General features: G+C 73.3%; 14 protein-coding genes. 5 read left to right on the top strand and 9 right to left on the bottom strand.

Going from position 1 to position 15,622, the window contains the following annotated elements; all coding sequences use genetic code 11:
* Window positions 1-22: 22 nt before the first annotated feature.
* The 4 genes from KWI83_RS24630 to KWI83_RS24615 are packed head-to-tail and all read right to left on the bottom strand — an operon-like array spanning window position 23 to window position 5,085.
* Entirely contained in the window at window positions 23-1,363 is a 1,341-nt protein-coding gene (locus KWI83_RS24630; RefSeq protein WP_218516565.1) for an AAA family ATPase, read from the bottom strand.
* Window positions 1,360-2,973: a hypothetical protein gene (locus KWI83_RS24625; protein WP_218516564.1), complete on the bottom strand. Its 1,614-nt coding sequence runs from the start codon at window positions 2,971-2,973 to the stop codon at window positions 1,360-1,362. Before KWI83_RS24625 ends, KWI83_RS24630 begins: the two co-directional genes overlap by 4 nt.
* Window positions 2,964-4,178: a hypothetical protein gene (locus KWI83_RS24620; protein WP_308122155.1), complete on the bottom strand. Its 1,215-nt coding sequence runs from the start codon at window positions 4,176-4,178 to the stop codon at window positions 2,964-2,966. The genes KWI83_RS24625 and KWI83_RS24620 overlap by 10 nt, the downstream gene beginning before the upstream one ends.
* A complete protein-coding gene (locus tag KWI83_RS24615) occupies window positions 4,129-5,085 on the bottom strand; it encodes a phosphatase PAP2 family protein (protein ID WP_218516563.1) in 957 nt (318 codons plus the stop codon). Before KWI83_RS24615 ends, KWI83_RS24620 begins: the two co-directional genes overlap by 50 nt.
* Window positions 5,086-5,281: 196 nt before the next feature.
* On the opposite strand from KWI83_RS24615, the gene KWI83_RS24610 reads away from it, so the two are divergent.
* The gene (locus KWI83_RS24610; RefSeq protein ID WP_218516562.1) at window positions 5,282-5,878 is read left to right on the top strand and encodes a histidine phosphatase family protein; all 597 of its coding nucleotides are present in this window, start codon (window positions 5,282-5,284) and stop codon (window positions 5,876-5,878) included.
* 109 nt (window positions 5,879-5,987) lie between these two features.
* On the opposite strand, the gene KWI83_RS24605 is transcribed toward KWI83_RS24610, so the two are convergent.
* Window positions 5,988-7,436: a hypothetical protein gene (locus KWI83_RS24605; protein ID WP_218516561.1), complete on the bottom strand. Its 1,449-nt coding sequence runs from the start codon at window positions 7,434-7,436 to the stop codon at window positions 5,988-5,990.
* Window positions 7,437-7,716: 280 nt separating this feature from the next.
* On the opposite strand from KWI83_RS24605, the gene KWI83_RS24600 reads away from it, so the two are divergent.
* Both KWI83_RS24600 and KWI83_RS24595 read left to right on the top strand, forming a co-directional pair.
* Window positions 7,717-8,133 carry a hypothetical protein gene (locus tag KWI83_RS24600; RefSeq protein WP_218516560.1) on the top strand — a complete coding sequence of 139 codons (417 nt, stop codon included), beginning with the start codon at window positions 7,717-7,719 and terminating at the stop codon, window positions 8,131-8,133.
* 95 nt (window positions 8,134-8,228) lie between these two features.
* Window positions 8,229-9,098, top strand: coding sequence for a spermidine synthase (locus KWI83_RS24595; RefSeq protein ID WP_218516559.1), 870 nt, complete (start codon window positions 8,229-8,231; stop codon window positions 9,096-9,098).
* 88 nt (window positions 9,099-9,186) lie between these two features.
* On the opposite strand, the gene KWI83_RS24590 is transcribed toward KWI83_RS24595, so the two are convergent.
* Complete coding sequence (locus tag KWI83_RS24590; RefSeq protein WP_218516626.1) at window positions 9,187-9,711, bottom strand: hypothetical protein; 525 nt, start codon at window positions 9,709-9,711, stop codon at window positions 9,187-9,189.
* 129 nt (window positions 9,712-9,840) lie between these two features.
* Here KWI83_RS24590 and KWI83_RS24585 point away from each other — a divergent pair, with 129 nt between their 5' ends.
* Entirely contained in the window at window positions 9,841-10,545 is a 705-nt protein-coding gene (locus KWI83_RS24585; RefSeq protein ID WP_218516558.1) for a response regulator transcription factor, read from the top strand.
* On the top strand, window positions 10,542-11,951 hold the full coding sequence (locus KWI83_RS24580) for a HAMP domain-containing sensor histidine kinase (RefSeq protein WP_218516557.1): 1,410 nt from the start codon (window positions 10,542-10,544) through the stop codon (window positions 11,949-11,951). Before KWI83_RS24585 ends, KWI83_RS24580 begins: the two co-directional genes overlap by 4 nt.
* Window positions 11,952-12,141: 190 nt before the next feature.
* Here the strand turns inward: KWI83_RS24580 and KWI83_RS24575 are convergent, their stop codons facing one another.
* The 3 genes from KWI83_RS24575 to KWI83_RS24565 form a co-directional block, all read right to left on the bottom strand.
* Window positions 12,142-13,569 (bottom strand): GH1 family beta-glucosidase, encoded by a 1,428-nt coding sequence (locus tag KWI83_RS24575; RefSeq protein WP_218516556.1) that lies wholly within the window; start codon window positions 13,567-13,569, stop codon window positions 12,142-12,144.
* 116 nt (window positions 13,570-13,685) lie between these two features.
* Window positions 13,686-14,591, bottom strand: a complete 906-nt coding sequence (locus KWI83_RS24570) for a carbohydrate ABC transporter permease (protein ID WP_374106369.1) — start codon at window positions 14,589-14,591, stop codon at window positions 13,686-13,688.
* Window positions 14,592-14,602: 11 nt separating this feature from the next.
* Window positions 14,603-15,619: a carbohydrate ABC transporter permease gene (locus KWI83_RS24565; protein ID WP_218516555.1), complete on the bottom strand. Its 1,017-nt coding sequence runs from the start codon at window positions 15,617-15,619 to the stop codon at window positions 14,603-14,605.
* Window positions 15,620-15,622 lie beyond the last annotated feature (3 nt).

Genomic DNA, 15,622 nt, shown 5'->3' with positions numbered 1-15,622 from the left:
GGGTGGTGCGGCGCGGTGCCGTTCATGGTCGCCATGCCACGCGGCGTTCGGCGAGGTGGGCCAGGACGGCGTGGTTTGCCTCCCAGCCGTCCGGAAACTTCACCACCGTCCCCAGCTGGACCGGCTCCGTCGACGGGTAGTCGTCCAGCAGCTCGCTCACCCCCGCCCGGCACACCACGACGCACGCGTGCCGGTGGCGGGAGGCCAGGACGCAGAGGCGCCCCGTCTCCAGGTGGAAGGCGGTGGCGTCGGGGCGGCCGGAGAGGGGGTGCAGGACGACCGTGACGTCGTACTCCCGGCCCTGGAGGCGGTTCGCCGTGTCGACGGTGACCTCGCGCACGCCCAGCCCGGCGAGGGCCGCCCGGACGGCCGCCGCCTGGTCGCGGTGGGCCGTGCCGACGGCGATGCGGTCGGCGGTCAGTGGCGTCGGGTCGGGCGAGCGCTCCGACGTGGCCGTCCCACCCCGGTCCAGCAGCCGTCGTACCACCGTCGCCACCGCCCGCACCGCCTCCGGATCGGTGCGCGGCGTGTGCCGCGCGGGCAGCTCCAGCAGGCCCCAGCCCGACTCCGCCGCCTCGTCGATCACCCGGTCGGGCCCGGAGCCGTCCGACGGGACGCCGAAGGTGAGCCGCCGGTCGCCGTGGCCGGTGCCGCTGCGGAACGGCGTGTACGGGTAGAACGCGTCCGAGACCAGCGGCGCCGCCGAGGCGGGCAGTCGCCAGGAGACCGGCAGGCGGTGCTGCGGCAGCTCGGGGTTGTGGGCCAGCAGGGTGGTGACCGCGGACGCCGAGGGGTCGTACGACAGACCCGCCCACTGCTCGCTGCCCACGATCGCGAACGGGTCCAGCTGCCCGGGGTCGCCCACGAACAGCGCCCGCTCGAACAACCCGGCGACGGCGAGCAGCGAGTCCGACCGCATCTGGTACGCCTCGTCGACGATCGCGTGCCGCCACGGCTCGTCGACCTTGACATGCCCCCATTTGGCGGCGGTGGAGACGACCACCGGCAGCCCGGTGAGGTCCCCCGCCTTCGCCGACTTCCGTACGTTCGCCAGGTCGTCCAGCGCCTTGTCGTACGGGTCGGCGTCACTGCTGTGCAACCGGCCCACCGGCAGCTCGGGGTTCTTCTCGGCGAGCCGCAGGACGAGGTCGTCCACCTGGGCGTTGGTCTGCGCGACGACCATCAGCGGGCGGCCCGCGTCGGCCAGCTCCAGCGCCGCGCGCACCACCAGCGTGGACTTGCCCGCGCCGGGCGGGGAGTCGACGACGACACCGCGGTGCGGGCCGTGCAGGGTGTCGCGGAGGATCGCGTCGGTGGCACGGGCCGCCGCGGCGCCGGGGTCGAAGGCGGTCTCCGTGGTCACAGGACGTCCTCCTCGGTGACGGGATCGGCGGGCTCCGCCTCGGTCCGCTCACCGGGCGGCCCGCCGTGCGTCCACGGCGTCTCCTCCGGGTCGGGCAGCTTCGCGCCGCCCCGCTGCTCGTGCTCGAACAGCGTGAAGCACACCGTGTCGCCCTTCTCCGGCACGGACCCGGCCTCGGGCTCCTTGCCGCGCCCCATCTTGTCGAGGATCCGCAGGACGACCAGGGAGCCCTCGTCGTCTCCGGTGCCGTCGGCCTCGTATCCGACGAACTCGGCGGACTGCGGTCTGCCGCCCAGCGAGCGGTACACCTTCGCCCGCTCGCCCAGGTGCGGCCGGTCGTCCGTGCGGACGGTGACCAGTGGGCGCGGGCTGGGGCGCTTGCCCTCGCTGTACGCCATCACCACATCCGTGACCTCGCCCGCGAACGCCTCCCCCGACAGCCGCCGCCCCGCCATCACCAGCGGGTCGTCGAGCGCCTCCTGCGCCTCCAGGCGGGCCTGTTCGCGCTCGCGCGCGGCCAGCTTGTTCGCCGCCGTCACCGCGTCGTCGCGGCGCGGCTGCGGGGGCTCCCCCGCGAGCACACGGTCCCGATGGCCGGTGAACGACCAGCGGTCGCGCGTCCACCGCTCCTCGACCCGCGCCCCCTCGGGCAGCTCCCGCAGCAGGTCCAGCCCGTGCCAGACCGCGTCCCAGGTGGGGCGCGTGACCCGCTCGATCAGGGCGCGGATCTCCCGCTCGGCGGCGGTGACGTCCCCGAGCCGGTCGTCCGCCTCCAGGCCGTCCTCGGCGGCGGCGAGGGCGGTCCGCGCGCGGTCGTAGCGCTCGATGGCGGGGGCGAGCAGCTTGTTGTCGAACGCCGGGTCGGTGGCCGGTCCCGCCGGTGGGCACAGGAGCTGGCCCCGCGCGTCCCGGTGCAACTCGGCCCGTAGTGCGGCCTCGGCGCCGGTGGTCCCCTCGGGCGGGTCGATCCAGGCGAGCAGCGCGCCCAGGTGCTGGTCCTCCAGGACGGACTGGCCGGTCGCCCAGTGCCGGGAGAGCACGTCCGTCAGGGCCAGCAGCAGCGAGGACCCGGGCACCCGGGCACGCTCGCCGTAGTGCGTCAGCCACCGCCCGAGCAACGGCACCCTCGGCGGTGCGGGATGGGGCGTCTCCGGGTCCTGTTCCGCCGTACGGCGGAAGCGCATCGAGCGCCCCAGCAGCCGTACGAAGTCGATGCCCGCGCGGCTCGGCACGACCAGCTGCGGGGCGTCCGCGCACAGTTCGACCTCGACCCTGACCCGCTTGCCGGTCTCCGGGTCGGTCTCGGTGCGCTCGGCCGCCTCGACGCTCTCGGCGTGGGCGTCGATGTACGGCAGGACCACGTCCGCCAGTTCGGCCAGGAACGTGAACCTGAGGTCGCGGTCGCGCGGCTGCGGTACGACCAGCAGGCGCGGCGCGTCCCGGTCGGTGCCGACCAGCGCGCCGAGCGGGGCACCGGCCTCACCGGCGGTGGTCAGCGGCACGAGCACGAGGGGGTGCTCGGACAGGTGCCGGTGCCGGACGGTGGCGGTGGGCTGGGCGCGGCCGCTGTCGACGGCTTCGAGGCGGGCGAGGGTGGAGATCAGCGACACCGGGCGGCCTCCGGGGACGCGGCGCGCGGGTGGGGTTCCTCGGGGCGCTGTCGGCCAGGCGTCTCGTGGTGCTGTCCGCCAGGGGTCTGGGGGTGCTGTCGGCCCAGTGCCTCGGCGCGCAGGCGGGCCGCCCGGCGCAGGGCCGCCACCGCCGGGTCGTCCGGGTCGCCGTCCTCGCCGCGGGCCGCCGCGAGGACGTCCTCGACGGTCGTCAGGCCGCCCAGTTCGGCACGGACCGAGCGGCCGAGGGAGGTCACCGCGCCCTGGGCGCGGGAGCGTTCGCGGCAGTGGAAGGCCAGCTCGCACGCGGACAGGCACTCGGGCGCGTACGTCGCCGGGACCGACTCGACGGCCGCCGTGAGCCGGTCCGCGGGCAGCTCGGGGGAGAAGCACGTGCCCTCGGGGAGCGCGTCGGCGATGTCCCGGATACGGGTGAGGCGGGCCAGCTGGCGGCGGGTGACCGCGCGCTGCTTGCGGACGTCGACGGCGGAGGCGGTGGGCAGGTTGGAGAAGTCCTTGGGGCAGACCAGCAGCACCTGGTGCCGTACCGGCGGCGTAGGCTGCATGCGGGCGGCGGCCTCCTCCAGCGCCAGCACGTACACCGCCGCCTGCCGGGCGGCCGCGCCCACCTTCGCCGGGTCCGCCGAACCGTCCAGCATCGGGAACGACTTGATCTCCACGACCGTCCAGCCGCCGTCCGGGTGCACGACCACGGCGTCCGGCTCCAGGAACGCGGGGGAGCCCGCGACGTCCAGCGCGAGCATCGGATGGTCGAGCAGGGTCCAGCCGCCGGCCTCGACGGCCTCGCGCAGCGCCAGCGCCGTGCGCGCGGCACGGCCCTCGGGGCCGATGGCGGACAGCTCCGGCACGCGCGCGTGTGCGGGTGGCTCGGCGTGCGGGTCCAGCTTCTCGTGCGCCAGCCGCAGCAGGTCCGCGCCGCCGTCCGCCTTGACCCGCGCCTCGAACGCGTTGCCCCGCACGAAGGCGAACTGCGACTGTCCGAACGCAGACGGGGAGCCCAGCGCACTGGCCAGCGCCGCCTTGTTCACCCCCGCGCCGTCGAGGATCGCACGGCGCCTGCAGCCCGGGTTGGCGGCCAGGGCCGCGAGGGCGCGCGCGTCCAGCGCCTTGGCCGGGACGTCGGGACCGCGCAGCTCAGCGAGCCGGTGCCGGAGCGCCGTCCCCCGCGTCCGTGGGGGAGGCACTCGGCTCGGCTCCCGGTCCGAACCGTGACTCGCGCTGCCGTGGAATTCGCTCACCCGCCGAAGTCTGACATCCGCCACTGACAATCGAGGCACGAGCGGCACGAGAGCCCGTTGCGGCCGGTGCGGTACGCGCCGACAGCCACGTCCGCGCGCGGTTCGCGCACCGCATCACATACGGCGCCAGCAGCAGCCCGGCGCCCATCACGGCGACGCCCGCGACCGCGTCGAGGAAGTAGTGGTTGGCGGTGCCCATCACCACGATCGTGGTCACCAGCGGGTAGACCACACCCGCGACCTTGGTGAGGCGCGTCCCGCCGTACCGCCACAGGATCACCCCGCACCACAGCGCCCAGCCGACGTGCAGGCTCGGCATCGCGGCGTACTGGTTGGTCATGCCGCCCAGCCCGCGCGGCGCGCTCGCCTGGCCGGCCCACCAGCCGTACGCGCTGTACTGGGCCATCGTGTCCACGAACCCGTACCCGGCCGACAGCAGGCGGGGCGGGCAGGTCGGTATCAGCGTGAAACCGACGAGGCCGATGAAGGTCGAGGTCATCAGCCAGGTGCGGGCCGCGCGGTACCGCACGGTCCGCGACCGGAAAAGCCATATCAGGAGCGCGGGCGTCACGAGGTAGTGCAGCGACGCGTACCAGAAGTCGGCGGGTATGCCGATCCACGGCTCGCGGGTGAACAGGCGGTTGAGCGGGTGTTCGGCGTTGAGGTGCAGGGCCTTCTCGATGCGCAGGATCGCCAGGCCGTGGTCGACGGCGGTGGAGACATCGCCGCGGGCGAGCAGCCGGCCCGCCGAGTAGCAGGCGTACACCAGCAGGATCAGCGGCAGCTCGGTCCACCAGCGCAGGCGGAGGTGGTGCGGCGCCGCCTCGATGCCCGGTGCCTCGGCGTGCGGCATCCGATCGCCCTCCCCCTTCTCATCGCGCGGCGCCCCTCGGCCCGGTCGTCACTTTACGGTGTATGTGTCGGCCCCCGGCGGGTGCCTCCCGGCCCTGATAGACGCCGGGATCGCCCCCCGGGTTGCCCCTGGACGGCGTGCGCGATGATGGAGAGGTTCCGCCTCAGTTCTTCCCCAGGAAAGGTCCCGTCCCCCCATGGCACCGCGCATCCTGCTGGCCCGGCACGGGCAGACGGAGTGGTCGCTGGCCGGAAAACACACCGGCAGGACCGACATACCCCTCCTCGACGAGGGGCGGCGCGGCGCGAAACTCCTCGGCGAACGCCTGCACCAGGCCCCGTACGCCGGGCTCCCCGGCGTCGAGGTCCGCACGAGCCCGCTCTCCCGCGCGCGCGAGACCTGCGACCTGGCCGGCTTCGGCTCCCGCGCCCGCACCTGGGACGCGCTCCTGGAGTGGGACTACGGCGCGTACGAGGGCCTGACCCCCGCCGACATCCAGTCCCTCCGCCCCGGCTGGCTGATCTGGCGCGACGGCGTGCCCGGGGGCGAGAGCCTGGCCGACATGACGGCCCGCGCGGACGAGGTGGTCACGTGGGCCCGCACCCACGACCACGACGTCCTGCTCTTCGCCCACGGCCACATCCTCCGCTCCATCGCGGCCCGCTGGCTGGGCCTGCCCCTCGACTTCGCGGCCCGCATCCGCCTCAATCCGACGTCCCTGTCGATCCTTGGCTGGGCGTACGGGGAGCCCGCGATCGAGAGCTGGAACGACGTGGGGCACTTGGCGGGATAGCTACCGCAGCTGCGGGCAGGCAGGCACCCCGCCGGCGCGGGTGAGCGTCCCACCCAGCCTCAGCCACGACGCCGGGGACGATGCCCCCGCCCAACCGCTGCGCGCCCCCTCACACCGACCGCGGCAACGAAGCATGCCGTTCCAGGAACTCCGACACACCTGACGCCCGCCGATGCGGCAACAGCACCCGCGCCGTCCCCGCCAACATCCCCTGAATCCGCGACGACTGCACCTCGTCCAGCAGATCCAGCACCCGCATCCCCGCAGCCGCAGCCTCATCGGGCCGCCCCCCGCGCGCGAGGTCGTCCGCGAGTTCCGCCGTGTACAGCGCGATGTTCCGGGTGAAGTGCGGGTCCTGCAGATGCGCCGCCCGCCGGGCGTGCCGTGCCGCCCGCGTCCAGTCACCCAGTGTCGACCAGCACTGCGCCTCCAGGGCCTCCAACTCGGCCTCACCGTAGAAGCTCATCCACTCGGGATCCGCGTCCGAGGCACCCCGGTCATACAGGGCGTGCGCGCGTGTGAGCGCCTGCGCGCACCCGGTGCGATCGGCGAGCCCCGCCCATCCCCCCGCCTCACGCAACGCCAGCAACGACATCAGCCGAGCCGACCCCAAGGGCTGCGCGATCCGCTGCGCGGCCTGCGCCGCCCGCACCGCCTCTCGTGGCCGCCCGGCATCCCGCGCGAGAAACGCCGTGTTGCAGAAGGCATGCGCCTCCAGCGCCGGATCCCCGGTCATCCGCGCGGTCGCCAGTGCCTCCGCGTAGTGCGAACGCGCGTCGTCGAACCGCCCCGAGTCGTGCGCCAGCCACCCCACGGAGATGGCCAGTTCACCGGCGCCCGAGTGCAACCGGTCGGCGGTCGCCTGCCGCGTCGCCCCGGCGTCCAGCAGCGCGTACGCGGCGCGCAGCGGAGCCGCCGCGCGCCGGTACAACCCGTCCGCGCCGTGCCGGTCGTCGAGCAACCGGATCCTGCGGACGGCCTCTTCGAGTGCGCCCGCATCGCTCGCACCGGCGCGCCGCACGGGGCGTTCCGCCGCCGACGCGTCGAGTGCGAACCCGAAGGGGCCCAGCGAGGCGGCGGCCACGGTGGCGCCCCCGCCGGTCATGAATGCGCGACGTAGCACGTCGCTCTCCTCGTAGTTGATGTGCGTGTCGTACGGGTCCTGCGTGTCATACGGTTCGCCCGTCCCGCGTGTCTCACTCGTGCTCTGCGCCGGGCTCAGGGAGTGCACGGGGGGCGTGTCCTCGTCCGCACGCGCCCCGCGTCCCCGTCCACGTACGGACGAGCGGGGCGCGAACCCCAGATCGGTGAGCGTGCGTCCGGGGAACATGTGCAGGAACACCCGCTCGTAGGCGTAGTTGGGGCAGCGGATCTCGCCCGCCTCCACCCGGCCGATGTAGCGCGCGTCACAGCTGACCCGCTCGCCGATCTCCCGCGCGGCCCGCCGCACCGCCGCGGCGAACTCGGCGGGCGAGCGCCTGCCGCGCAGCCGCCGAAAGGCGAGGTTCGGCCGCGGTGGCTGGTTGGGCTGGGACGAGGTCACGCTGGACGACGTCATGGCCGGGTCCTCTCGTGCGAACCGTCGAACCATGCCGGATCAGTGCGAGTTGAACGATTTACCCACAGTGATGCCCTGATTCCGGCGGGCAAGAACGTACCTGCTGTGCCGGGCCCGGCACGCAGTGTTTAGCTACAAACCGGATATCTCATCCGGCATCTGCCATGAACTGCCATCCTTTGCGGCGCACTTCCGCCGTAGCCGTTGACGTCGTCCGGCGTTGAACCGGGTGGACCGGGAGCCGCCCGGCTCCCGACCTGCTCGCCCAAGGAGGGGTTCCGTGGTGGAGGCCGGGATGGAGACCAGCCAGAGCATCGTTTCTCGTACGCCGTTGCCCGAGTGCGACCTCGTGACGGTTCCCGCCCGGCAGGGGCTGGAGGCGGTGGACATCCTCCGGCGCGGCGAGGTCGAGGCCATGGGTCCGGTCCTGCACGACGACGACTGCGGCACCCTCTGCTTCGTGGTGCCGCCCGGGACGGCGGCGGCGTGGGACGTGCCGGGCAGCACGTGCACGGAGACCAACGGGCGCGGCCTGACCCTGGCCCCCCAGCCGCCGGCCGGCGGACCCGGGGCGCTCCCCGGCTCGGCGTGGCTGCTGCCCCCCGGTGAGGCCGAGCCGGCGACCGACCCGGCGGTGCTGCGCCGGGCTCTGGGCGAGGCGGCACGGACGATCGAGGCGGCGGACAACTGTCGCTGACGGGCGAACGTGGCTGCCTCGGGAGGGCCGCCGCCCCGGCCCACCTGCGCCGACGCCGAAGAGCTGTTCCCGTCGTACCCGCCGATAATGGCTGAGTGGGAAAGTCCAGGAAGCCGCGGCGGGCGCAGGCCGCCCTCGAAGCCGTCGTCGAGACCGTCGACGGCGGCCTCGCCCAGCTGATCCCGGACCGGGACCGGGCGCGGGCCTGGACCCTGCTGATCGACGGAGCCCCGCAGTCGCACGTCGATCTGGACGACCCCGCGTTCCTCTCGTTCGAGTACCAGCGGCGCCTCGGCCATGTCATCGACCTCGCCGCCCCGCCCGGCAAACCCCTGCAGGCCGTGCATCTCGGCGGCGGCGCCCTCACTCTGGCCCGTTACCTCGCCGCCACCCGCCCCCGCTCCACCCAGCAGGTCGTCGAACGCGACGCACCCCTGGTCCAACTGGTCCGCCGCGAGCTGCCGTTGGCGCCGGGCGCACGCATCCGGGTGCGGTCGACGGACGCCCGCGAGGGGCTCGGCAAGGTACCGGACGGGTGGGCCGACCTGGTCCTGGCCGATGTCTTCAGCGGCGCCCGGACGCCCGCCCACCTCACCTCCACGGAATTCCTCGACGAGGTCCGCAGGGCGCTGCGGCCCGGTGGGCTGTACGCCGCCAACCTCGCCGACGGCCCGCCGCTGGCTCACCTGCGCGGCCAGATCGCCACCGCCGCCGCCCGGTTCGCGGAGCTCGCCCTGGTCGCCGACCCCGCGGTGCTGCGCGGAAAGCGTTTCGGAAACGCGGTCCTCGTCGCCTCCGACCGCCCCCTTCCGATCGCCGAACTGACCCGCCGCGCCGCCTCCGACCCCCACCCCGGCCGTGTCGAACACGGCAGGCAGCTCACCGACTTCACCGGAGGCGCCGTCCCGGTCACGGACGCGGCGGCGGTCGCCTCACCGGCACCACCACTGTCGGTCTTCCGCTGAACGCTGAACGCGGAGTGCTGAGTGCTGAGTGCTGAGTGCTGAGCGCTGAGCGCTGAAGGCCCAGCTCTTGACGTGGAACCGGGGGAACCTAGTACGTACCGATCTCCACCCGCGGCGGCCCGTCGTGCCAGGTGCAGAACACCGACACCCGCTCGGCGCCCGCGGCGAACTCCACCCGGATCCACGTCTCCGTCTTCCACACCTGCATCGACCAGCCCGCGTCCGGGGTCGCCGACACCAGCGTCGCGGAGCTCTCGCCGAGGTCGAAGACGACCCGGCCGCCGTCGGTGGCGTAGCTCTTGACCTGCCCGGACGCGGAAGCGGAGGCGGTCGGGCTCGGGCTCGGGCCGGTGCTCGCGCCGGCCGAGGGGGTCGGTTTCCGCGTCGGTGAGGGGCGGCTCGGGCTCGTCGACGGCTCGGGCCGCCGCGTGCTCGCGGCGGTGGACCGCGGCTCCGGCTCACGCGTCGTCGTGTCGGCCGCGGTGACGGGGAGGGCGCGCGGCGGGTCGTACGCCGTGCCCGCCATGACCGTGTGGACACCCCACCACGACAGCGTGGTCGCCGCGCCCGTGGCGAGCGACCAGGCCAGTACGTGTACGACTCCTCTGAGCATCGCGGGCCATACTGCCTCACCCACGCCACTGCTGTCCCACGGGTCACGGGAGTCGAGAAGTTGTCCACAGGCGCCGGGTTGTCCACAGGCGCCGGACCCGGCTCGTTCGCATGGCGTACGGTGCGGCGCATGGCAAGTGTGCTCGTGGTCGAGGACGACCAGTTCGTACGCTCGGCGCTCATCCGGCATCTGACCGACGCCTCGCACACCGTGCGCAGCGTCGGTACGGCACTGGAGGCGCTGCGCGAGGTCGCCCATTTCCGCTTCGACGTGGTCATCCTGGACCTCGGCCTGCCCGACCTGGACGGGTCCGAGGCCCTGAAGATGCTGCGCGGCATCACGGACGTACCGGTCATCATCGCCACCGCCCGGGACGACGAGACGGAGATAGTGCGGCTGTTGAACGCCGGCGCGGACGACTATCTGACCAAGCCGTTCTCCGTCGAGCACCTCTCCGCCCGGATCGCCGCGGTCCTGCGCCGCTCGCGCGCGGCCGGGGGTGACGCCCCGCCGTCCCGCGTGCTCCGGGTCGGCGGACTGACGGTGGACCCGCTGCGGCGCCAGGCGGAGCTGGACGGCGTACGACTGGACCTCACCCGGCGCGAGTTCGACCTGCTGGCCTTCCTGGCCGGGCGGCCCGGGGTCGTCGTCTCGCGCAGAGAGCTGCTCGCCGAGGTGTGGCAGCAGTCCTACGGCGACGACCAGACCATCGACGTCCATCTGTCCTGGCTACGACGGAAACTGGGCGAAACGGCCGCGCGGCCGCGCTATCTGCACACCCTGCGCGGCGTCGGTGTGAAGCTGGAGCCACCGGGAGCGGAGGCGCGGCCATGAGGTGGGCCCTGGTCAAGGTCTCGCTGGCGGTCACCGCCATGGTCGTGGTCGCCTTCGCGGTGCCGCTCGGGCTGGTCATCAAGGAGATGGCCCGCGACCGCGCGTTCTCCGACGCCGAGCGGGACGCGGCGGAGATCGCCCCCGCGCTGTCCATCACCACCGACCGGGCCCAGCTCGAACGCGCGGTCGCCGCCGCGGGTTCCGGCGACGGGATGGCCCTGCACATACCGGGCGGCGAGGGCACGCAGGCGGTCGGCATCGGGCGGCAGCGCGCCGCCGACGCGGACATCGAGGCCACCCGGGAGACGGGCCGCGCCTCCACGGCCGGGGCGCCCGGCGGTTCGGCCCTGCTCCAGCCGGTCGCGCTCAGTTCCGGCCAACTCGCCGTCGTCGAGGTGTTCATCCCCGACGCGGCGGTCGCCAAGGGGGTGGGCACGGCATGGGCGGTGCTGGCCGGGGTCGGGCTCGCGCTGATCGTCGGGTCGGTCGCGGTCGCCGACCGGCTGGGCGCGCGGATGGTGCGGCCGGCGCAGCGGCTGGTCGAGGGCGCGCGGGAGCTGGGCGAGGGCAAGCTGGGCGCCCGGGTGCCCGAGGAGGGGCCGCGGGAACTGCGGCTGGCCGCGGTGGCGTTCAACTCGATGGCCGACCAGGTCGTCCAGCTCCTCGCGAACGAACGGGAGTTGGCGGCGGACCTGTCCCACCGGCTGCGCACGCCGCTGACCGTGCTGCGGCTGAACGCCGCCTCGCTCGGGGGCGGGCCGGCCGCCGAGCAGACCCGGGCCGCGGTGGCCCAGCTGGAGCGTGAGGTCGACACGATCATCCGGACCGCCCGGGAGGCCAAGCCGCAGACCGCCGCGGCCGGTCCCGGCGCCGGGTGCGACGCGGCGGAGGTGGTGCGGGAGCGGATGGAGTTCTGGTCGGCGCTGGCCGAGGACGAGGGCCGCAAGGTGCGGATGGCCGGGGTGGACCGGCCGGTGCGCATACCCGTGGCGCGCGCCGACCTGGCCGCCGCGCTCGACGCGCTGCTCGGGAACGTCTTCCGGCACACCCCCGAGGGCACCGCGTTCGCGGTCGACGTGCACAACGGCGAGGACGCGGTGATCGTGCTCGTCTCCGACGCGGGGCCCGGCATACCCGACCCCGAGGCGGCGATGGCGCGCGGCCGGGGTTCCGGCAGCGACGGCTCGACCGGACTCGGGCTGGACATCGTGCGGCGGCTCGCGGAGTCCACGGGCGGTGACGTGCGGATCGGGTCGTCGGTGCTGGGCGGCACGGAGGTGCGGATCTGGATCCAGCTGGACGGGCGCGAGCGGCCGCACGGGCGGCGCAGTCACCGCGGGTCCATGAGACGCCGCAGACCGGGCAGACCGAGGGCGACCTTCAACCGCCCCAGATCCCTTCCTTGAGCGCACCACAAGATTCCCAACGCCGCTCTGGATCAGGCGCTTTGCCCGATTCCGGCTCGCTGGCGTGCTGCCGCGTCCTGCCCCAGGGATGAGCCCGGGGCGCGGCACCACTCCCCACCGGTGCCGCGCCCCGACCTCGTCCTCCCACCCCGGGACTACACGCCCCCCGGGACTACACGCCCTCCGCGGCCTACACCCCCTCGACCGGCGGCAACGTCCCCGACCGCGCCGCCTCCCCGTACCACCGGGCGCTCGACTTCGGCGTCCGTTCCAGCGTCGCGTAGTCGACGTACACCGCGCCGAAGCGCTTGCCGTAGCCGTACGCCCACTCGAAGTTGTCCATCAGGGACCACAGGTAGTAGCCCCGGACATCGGCGCCGTCCGTGATGGCCTGGCGGACGGCCGACAGGTGGCCGTGGAGGTAGGCGATGCGCTCGGGGTCGTGGACGCGGCCGTCGGGGTCGGGCTTGTCGTCGTAGGCGGCGCCGTTCTCCGTGATGTACAGCGGCAGGCCCGGCGCCTCCCGCGTGTACCGCATGATCAGCTCGTGCAGGCCGGACGGGTCGATGGTCCAGCCCATCTCCGTGCGCTCGCCCGGCGTCTGGTGGAACGCCACGTCGTCGGCGCCCGGCCAGGGGGAGTGGTCGCTGGAGCCGTGGCCGTCGGCACGCGGGCCCTTCGCGGCGGACGGTGCCGCCGAAACGAGGGTCGGCGTGTAGTAGTTGAGGCCCAGCGCGTTCAGCGGCTGGTTGGTCGCGCGCAGGTCGCCGTCCTTGACGAACGACCAGTCGGTCACCGTTTCCGTCGCGGTGAGCAGCGTCTCCGGGTAGGCGCCGTGCAGCATCGGACCGTGGAAGACCCCGTTGGCCAGGTCGTCGATCTTGCGGACCGCCGCCAGGTCGGCCGGGTCCTGCGAAACGGGGCGGACCACCGACGAGTTGAGGGACACCGCGATCGAGTTGCGGGCCGGCAGCACCGACCGCAGAGCCGACGTGCCCAGCCCGTGCGCCAGGTTCAGGTGATGGGCCGCCCGCAGCGAGGCCGCCGGTTCCGTACGGCCGGGGGCGTGCACCCCGGAGCCGTACCCCAGGAAGGCGCTGCACCACGGCTCGTTGAGCGTGATCCAGTGCTCCACCCGGTCGCCCAGCGCCTCACCGACGATCTGCGCGTACTCGGCGAACCGCAGTGCCGTGTCCCGCTCCGGCCAGCCGCCCGCGTCCTCCAGCTCCTGCGGCAGGTCCCAGTGGTACAGCGTGAGCGCAGGCTTGATCCCGGCGGACAGCAGCTCGTCGACCAGGCGCCGGTAGAAGTCCAGGCCGACCTGGACGGCGGGGCCGCGGCCGGTGGGCTGCACCCGGGGCCAGGAGACCGAGAAGCGGTACGCCGTCAGGCCCAGCTCGGCCATCAGCGCCACGTCCTCGCGGAAGCGGTGGTAGTGGTCGACAGCGATGTCACCGGTCTCGCCGGCGGCCGTCCTGCCCGGCGTATGGCTGAAGGTGTCCCAGATGGACGGGGTACGGCCGCCCTCCCTCACCGCACCCTCGATCTGGTAGGCGGAGGTGGCCGCGCCCCAGAGGAAGGCGGGAGGGAAGGACACCGGCGATTCGGGTTCAGGCATGGAAGCGCTCCCATCGGAGGTCGTGGACACCCACGAAGAAGTAGAGAAGAAGGAGAGGCGTGGGGGAGAGGAAGGGGCCGAGGCGGCGGTGACCCGGCCCCCTGGGTGGGCGGGCGTCAGCCCTTGACGGCGCCCTGCATGATGCCGCCGACGATCTGCTTGCCGAAGATCGCGAAGACCAGCAGCAGCGGCAGCGTACCGAGCAGCGCACCGGCCATGATCAGGGACTGGTCGGGGGTGTAGCCGCGGCCCAGACCCGCGACCGCCACCTGGACGGTCGGATTGCCGGTCTGGGTCAGCACCAGGAACGGCCACAGGAAGTCGTTCCAGGTCTGCACGAACATCAGCATGCCGAGCACCGCCATCGCGGGCCGGGCCGCCGGGAACACGATGTGCCACACCACGCGCCAGCTGCTCGCGCCGTCCACCCGCGCGGCCTCGATCAGCTCGTCGGGGAGGGCCTGGAGCAGGTACTGGCGCATGAAGAAGACGCCGAACGCGCTCACGATCGACGGCAGGATCACCGCCTGGAGCTGGTCGGTCCAGTCCAGCTTGGCGACCATCATGTACAGCGGGATCACGCTGAGCTGCGGCGGCACCATCATCGTGCCGATGACGATCAGCATCAGCGCGTTACGGCCCTTGAACCGCAGCTTGGCGAAGGCGAACCCGGCGATCGTCGACAGGACCACGATGGTGACCGCCGAGATCCCGGCCACGATGGTGGTGTTGAGGAAGGCCTCGCCCAGGTTGGCGTCCTTCCAGGCGATCTCCAGGTTGTCCATCAGGTTCGAGCCGAACCAGAACGGCGGCGGCGTCTCGGCCAGGCGCTGGTTGTCCCGGGAGGCGGCGATCGCCGTCCACACCAGCGGGAACAGCGAGCCGATGGTGAACAGGGCGAGGATCGCGTACGCCACGGGCCCGGCGTGCAGGGTCCCGCCGGCGCGGGCGGCCTTGGGGCGGCGTACGCGCCCCTTGGCGGCCTGCGCCTCCCGGTCAACCGGGGTCAGTGTCGTCGTCACGGCCGGTCTCCTTAACTACTGGCGCGCAGCCGGCGCGAGATGACGTAGTTGACGATCCCGATCACGATGAGGATCAGGAACATCGTCCAGGCGATGGCGGAGGCGCGGCCCAGGTGCTGGTTGACCCAGCCCTGCTCGTACAGGTACAGGCCGAGCGTCTGGAACTGGTGCTGGGACCCGCCCGAGGCGCCCTTGTTCGCGTCGAACAGCAGCGGCTCGCCGAACAGCTGCGAGGCGCCGATGGTCGACACCACGACGGTGAACAGGATCGTCGGCCGCAGCGACGGCAGCGTCACATGGAAGAACTGCTGCCAGCGGTTGGCCCCGTCCAGCGCCGCCGACTCGTACAGGTCCTGCGGGATCGCCTGCATCGCGGCCAGGTAGATCAGCGCGTTGTAGCCGGTCCAGCGCCAGATGACGATCGTCGACACCGCGATCTGCGAGGGCCACGTGTCGTTCTGCCAGTCGATGTTGTCGATGCCGACGGCCCCGAGCGCCCAGTTGATCATGCCGTAGTCGCGGCCGAAGAGCAGCACGAAGACCAGCGAGGCGGCGGCGATCGAGGTGGCGTACGGGGCGAGCATCACGACCCGGTAGAAGGTCGAGGCGCGCAGCTTGTAGTTGAGGATGTGGGCCAGGCCCAGCGCCATCAGCAGCTGCGGGACGGTGGAGATGACGCCGATGGTCAGGGTGTTGCGGGCCGCGTTCCAGAAGAAGTCGTCGTCGAAGATCCGGGTGTAGTTGCGCAGGCCCACCCAGCTCATGTCGGTGGGCGCGGTCAGCTCCACCTGGTGCAGCGAGGCCCAGCCCGTGTAGACCAGCGGGAACAGGCCGAAGGCCAGGAACAGCAGGAAGAACGGCGAGACGAAGGCGTACGGGCTGAAGCGCATGTCCCGCTGCCAGCGGCGGGACAGCCGGGCCCGGCGCCGCCGCTCCTTCTCGGAGACCGGCGCGCCGGCCGACGGGCGGGCCGGGGCCGCGCCCCCCTTGGCGGGGGACGCGGCGGCGGTGTCGTGCCCAGTGGTCATACG

Source organism: Streptomyces sp. TRM70350 (genome assembly GCF_019219825.1).
Lineage (GTDB): Bacteria > Actinomycetota > Actinomycetes > Streptomycetales > Streptomycetaceae > Streptomyces.
Note: the sequence above shows the minus strand (reverse complement) of the source record. Positions and strands in the feature narration are given on the sequence as shown.

Excerpts from the sequence above, each read along its gene's own strand:
- KWI83_RS24605 (WP_218516561.1), bottom strand. The coding sequence starts at position 7,436 with ATGACGTCGTCCAGCGTGACCTCGTCCCAGCCCAACCAGCCACCGCGG.
- KWI83_RS24565 (WP_218516555.1), bottom strand. The coding sequence starts at position 15,619 with ATGACCACTGGGCACGACACCGCCGCCGCGTCCCCCGCCAAGGGGGGC.
- KWI83_RS24610 (WP_218516562.1), top strand. The coding sequence starts at position 5,282 with ATGGCACCGCGCATCCTGCTGGCCCGGCACGGGCAGACGGAGTGGTCG.
- KWI83_RS24580 (WP_218516557.1), top strand. The coding sequence starts at position 10,542 with ATGAGGTGGGCCCTGGTCAAGGTCTCGCTGGCGGTCACCGCCATGGTC.
- KWI83_RS24585 (WP_218516558.1), top strand. The coding sequence starts at position 9,841 with ATGGCAAGTGTGCTCGTGGTCGAGGACGACCAGTTCGTACGCTCGGCG.
- KWI83_RS24590 (WP_218516626.1), bottom strand. The coding sequence starts at position 9,711 with ATGCTCAGAGGAGTCGTACACGTACTGGCCTGGTCGCTCGCCACGGGC.
- KWI83_RS24575 (WP_218516556.1), bottom strand. The coding sequence starts at position 13,569 with ATGCCTGAACCCGAATCGCCGGTGTCCTTCCCTCCCGCCTTCCTCTGG.
- KWI83_RS24615 (WP_218516563.1), bottom strand. The coding sequence starts at position 5,085 with ATGCCGCACGCCGAGGCACCGGGCATCGAGGCGGCGCCGCACCACCTC.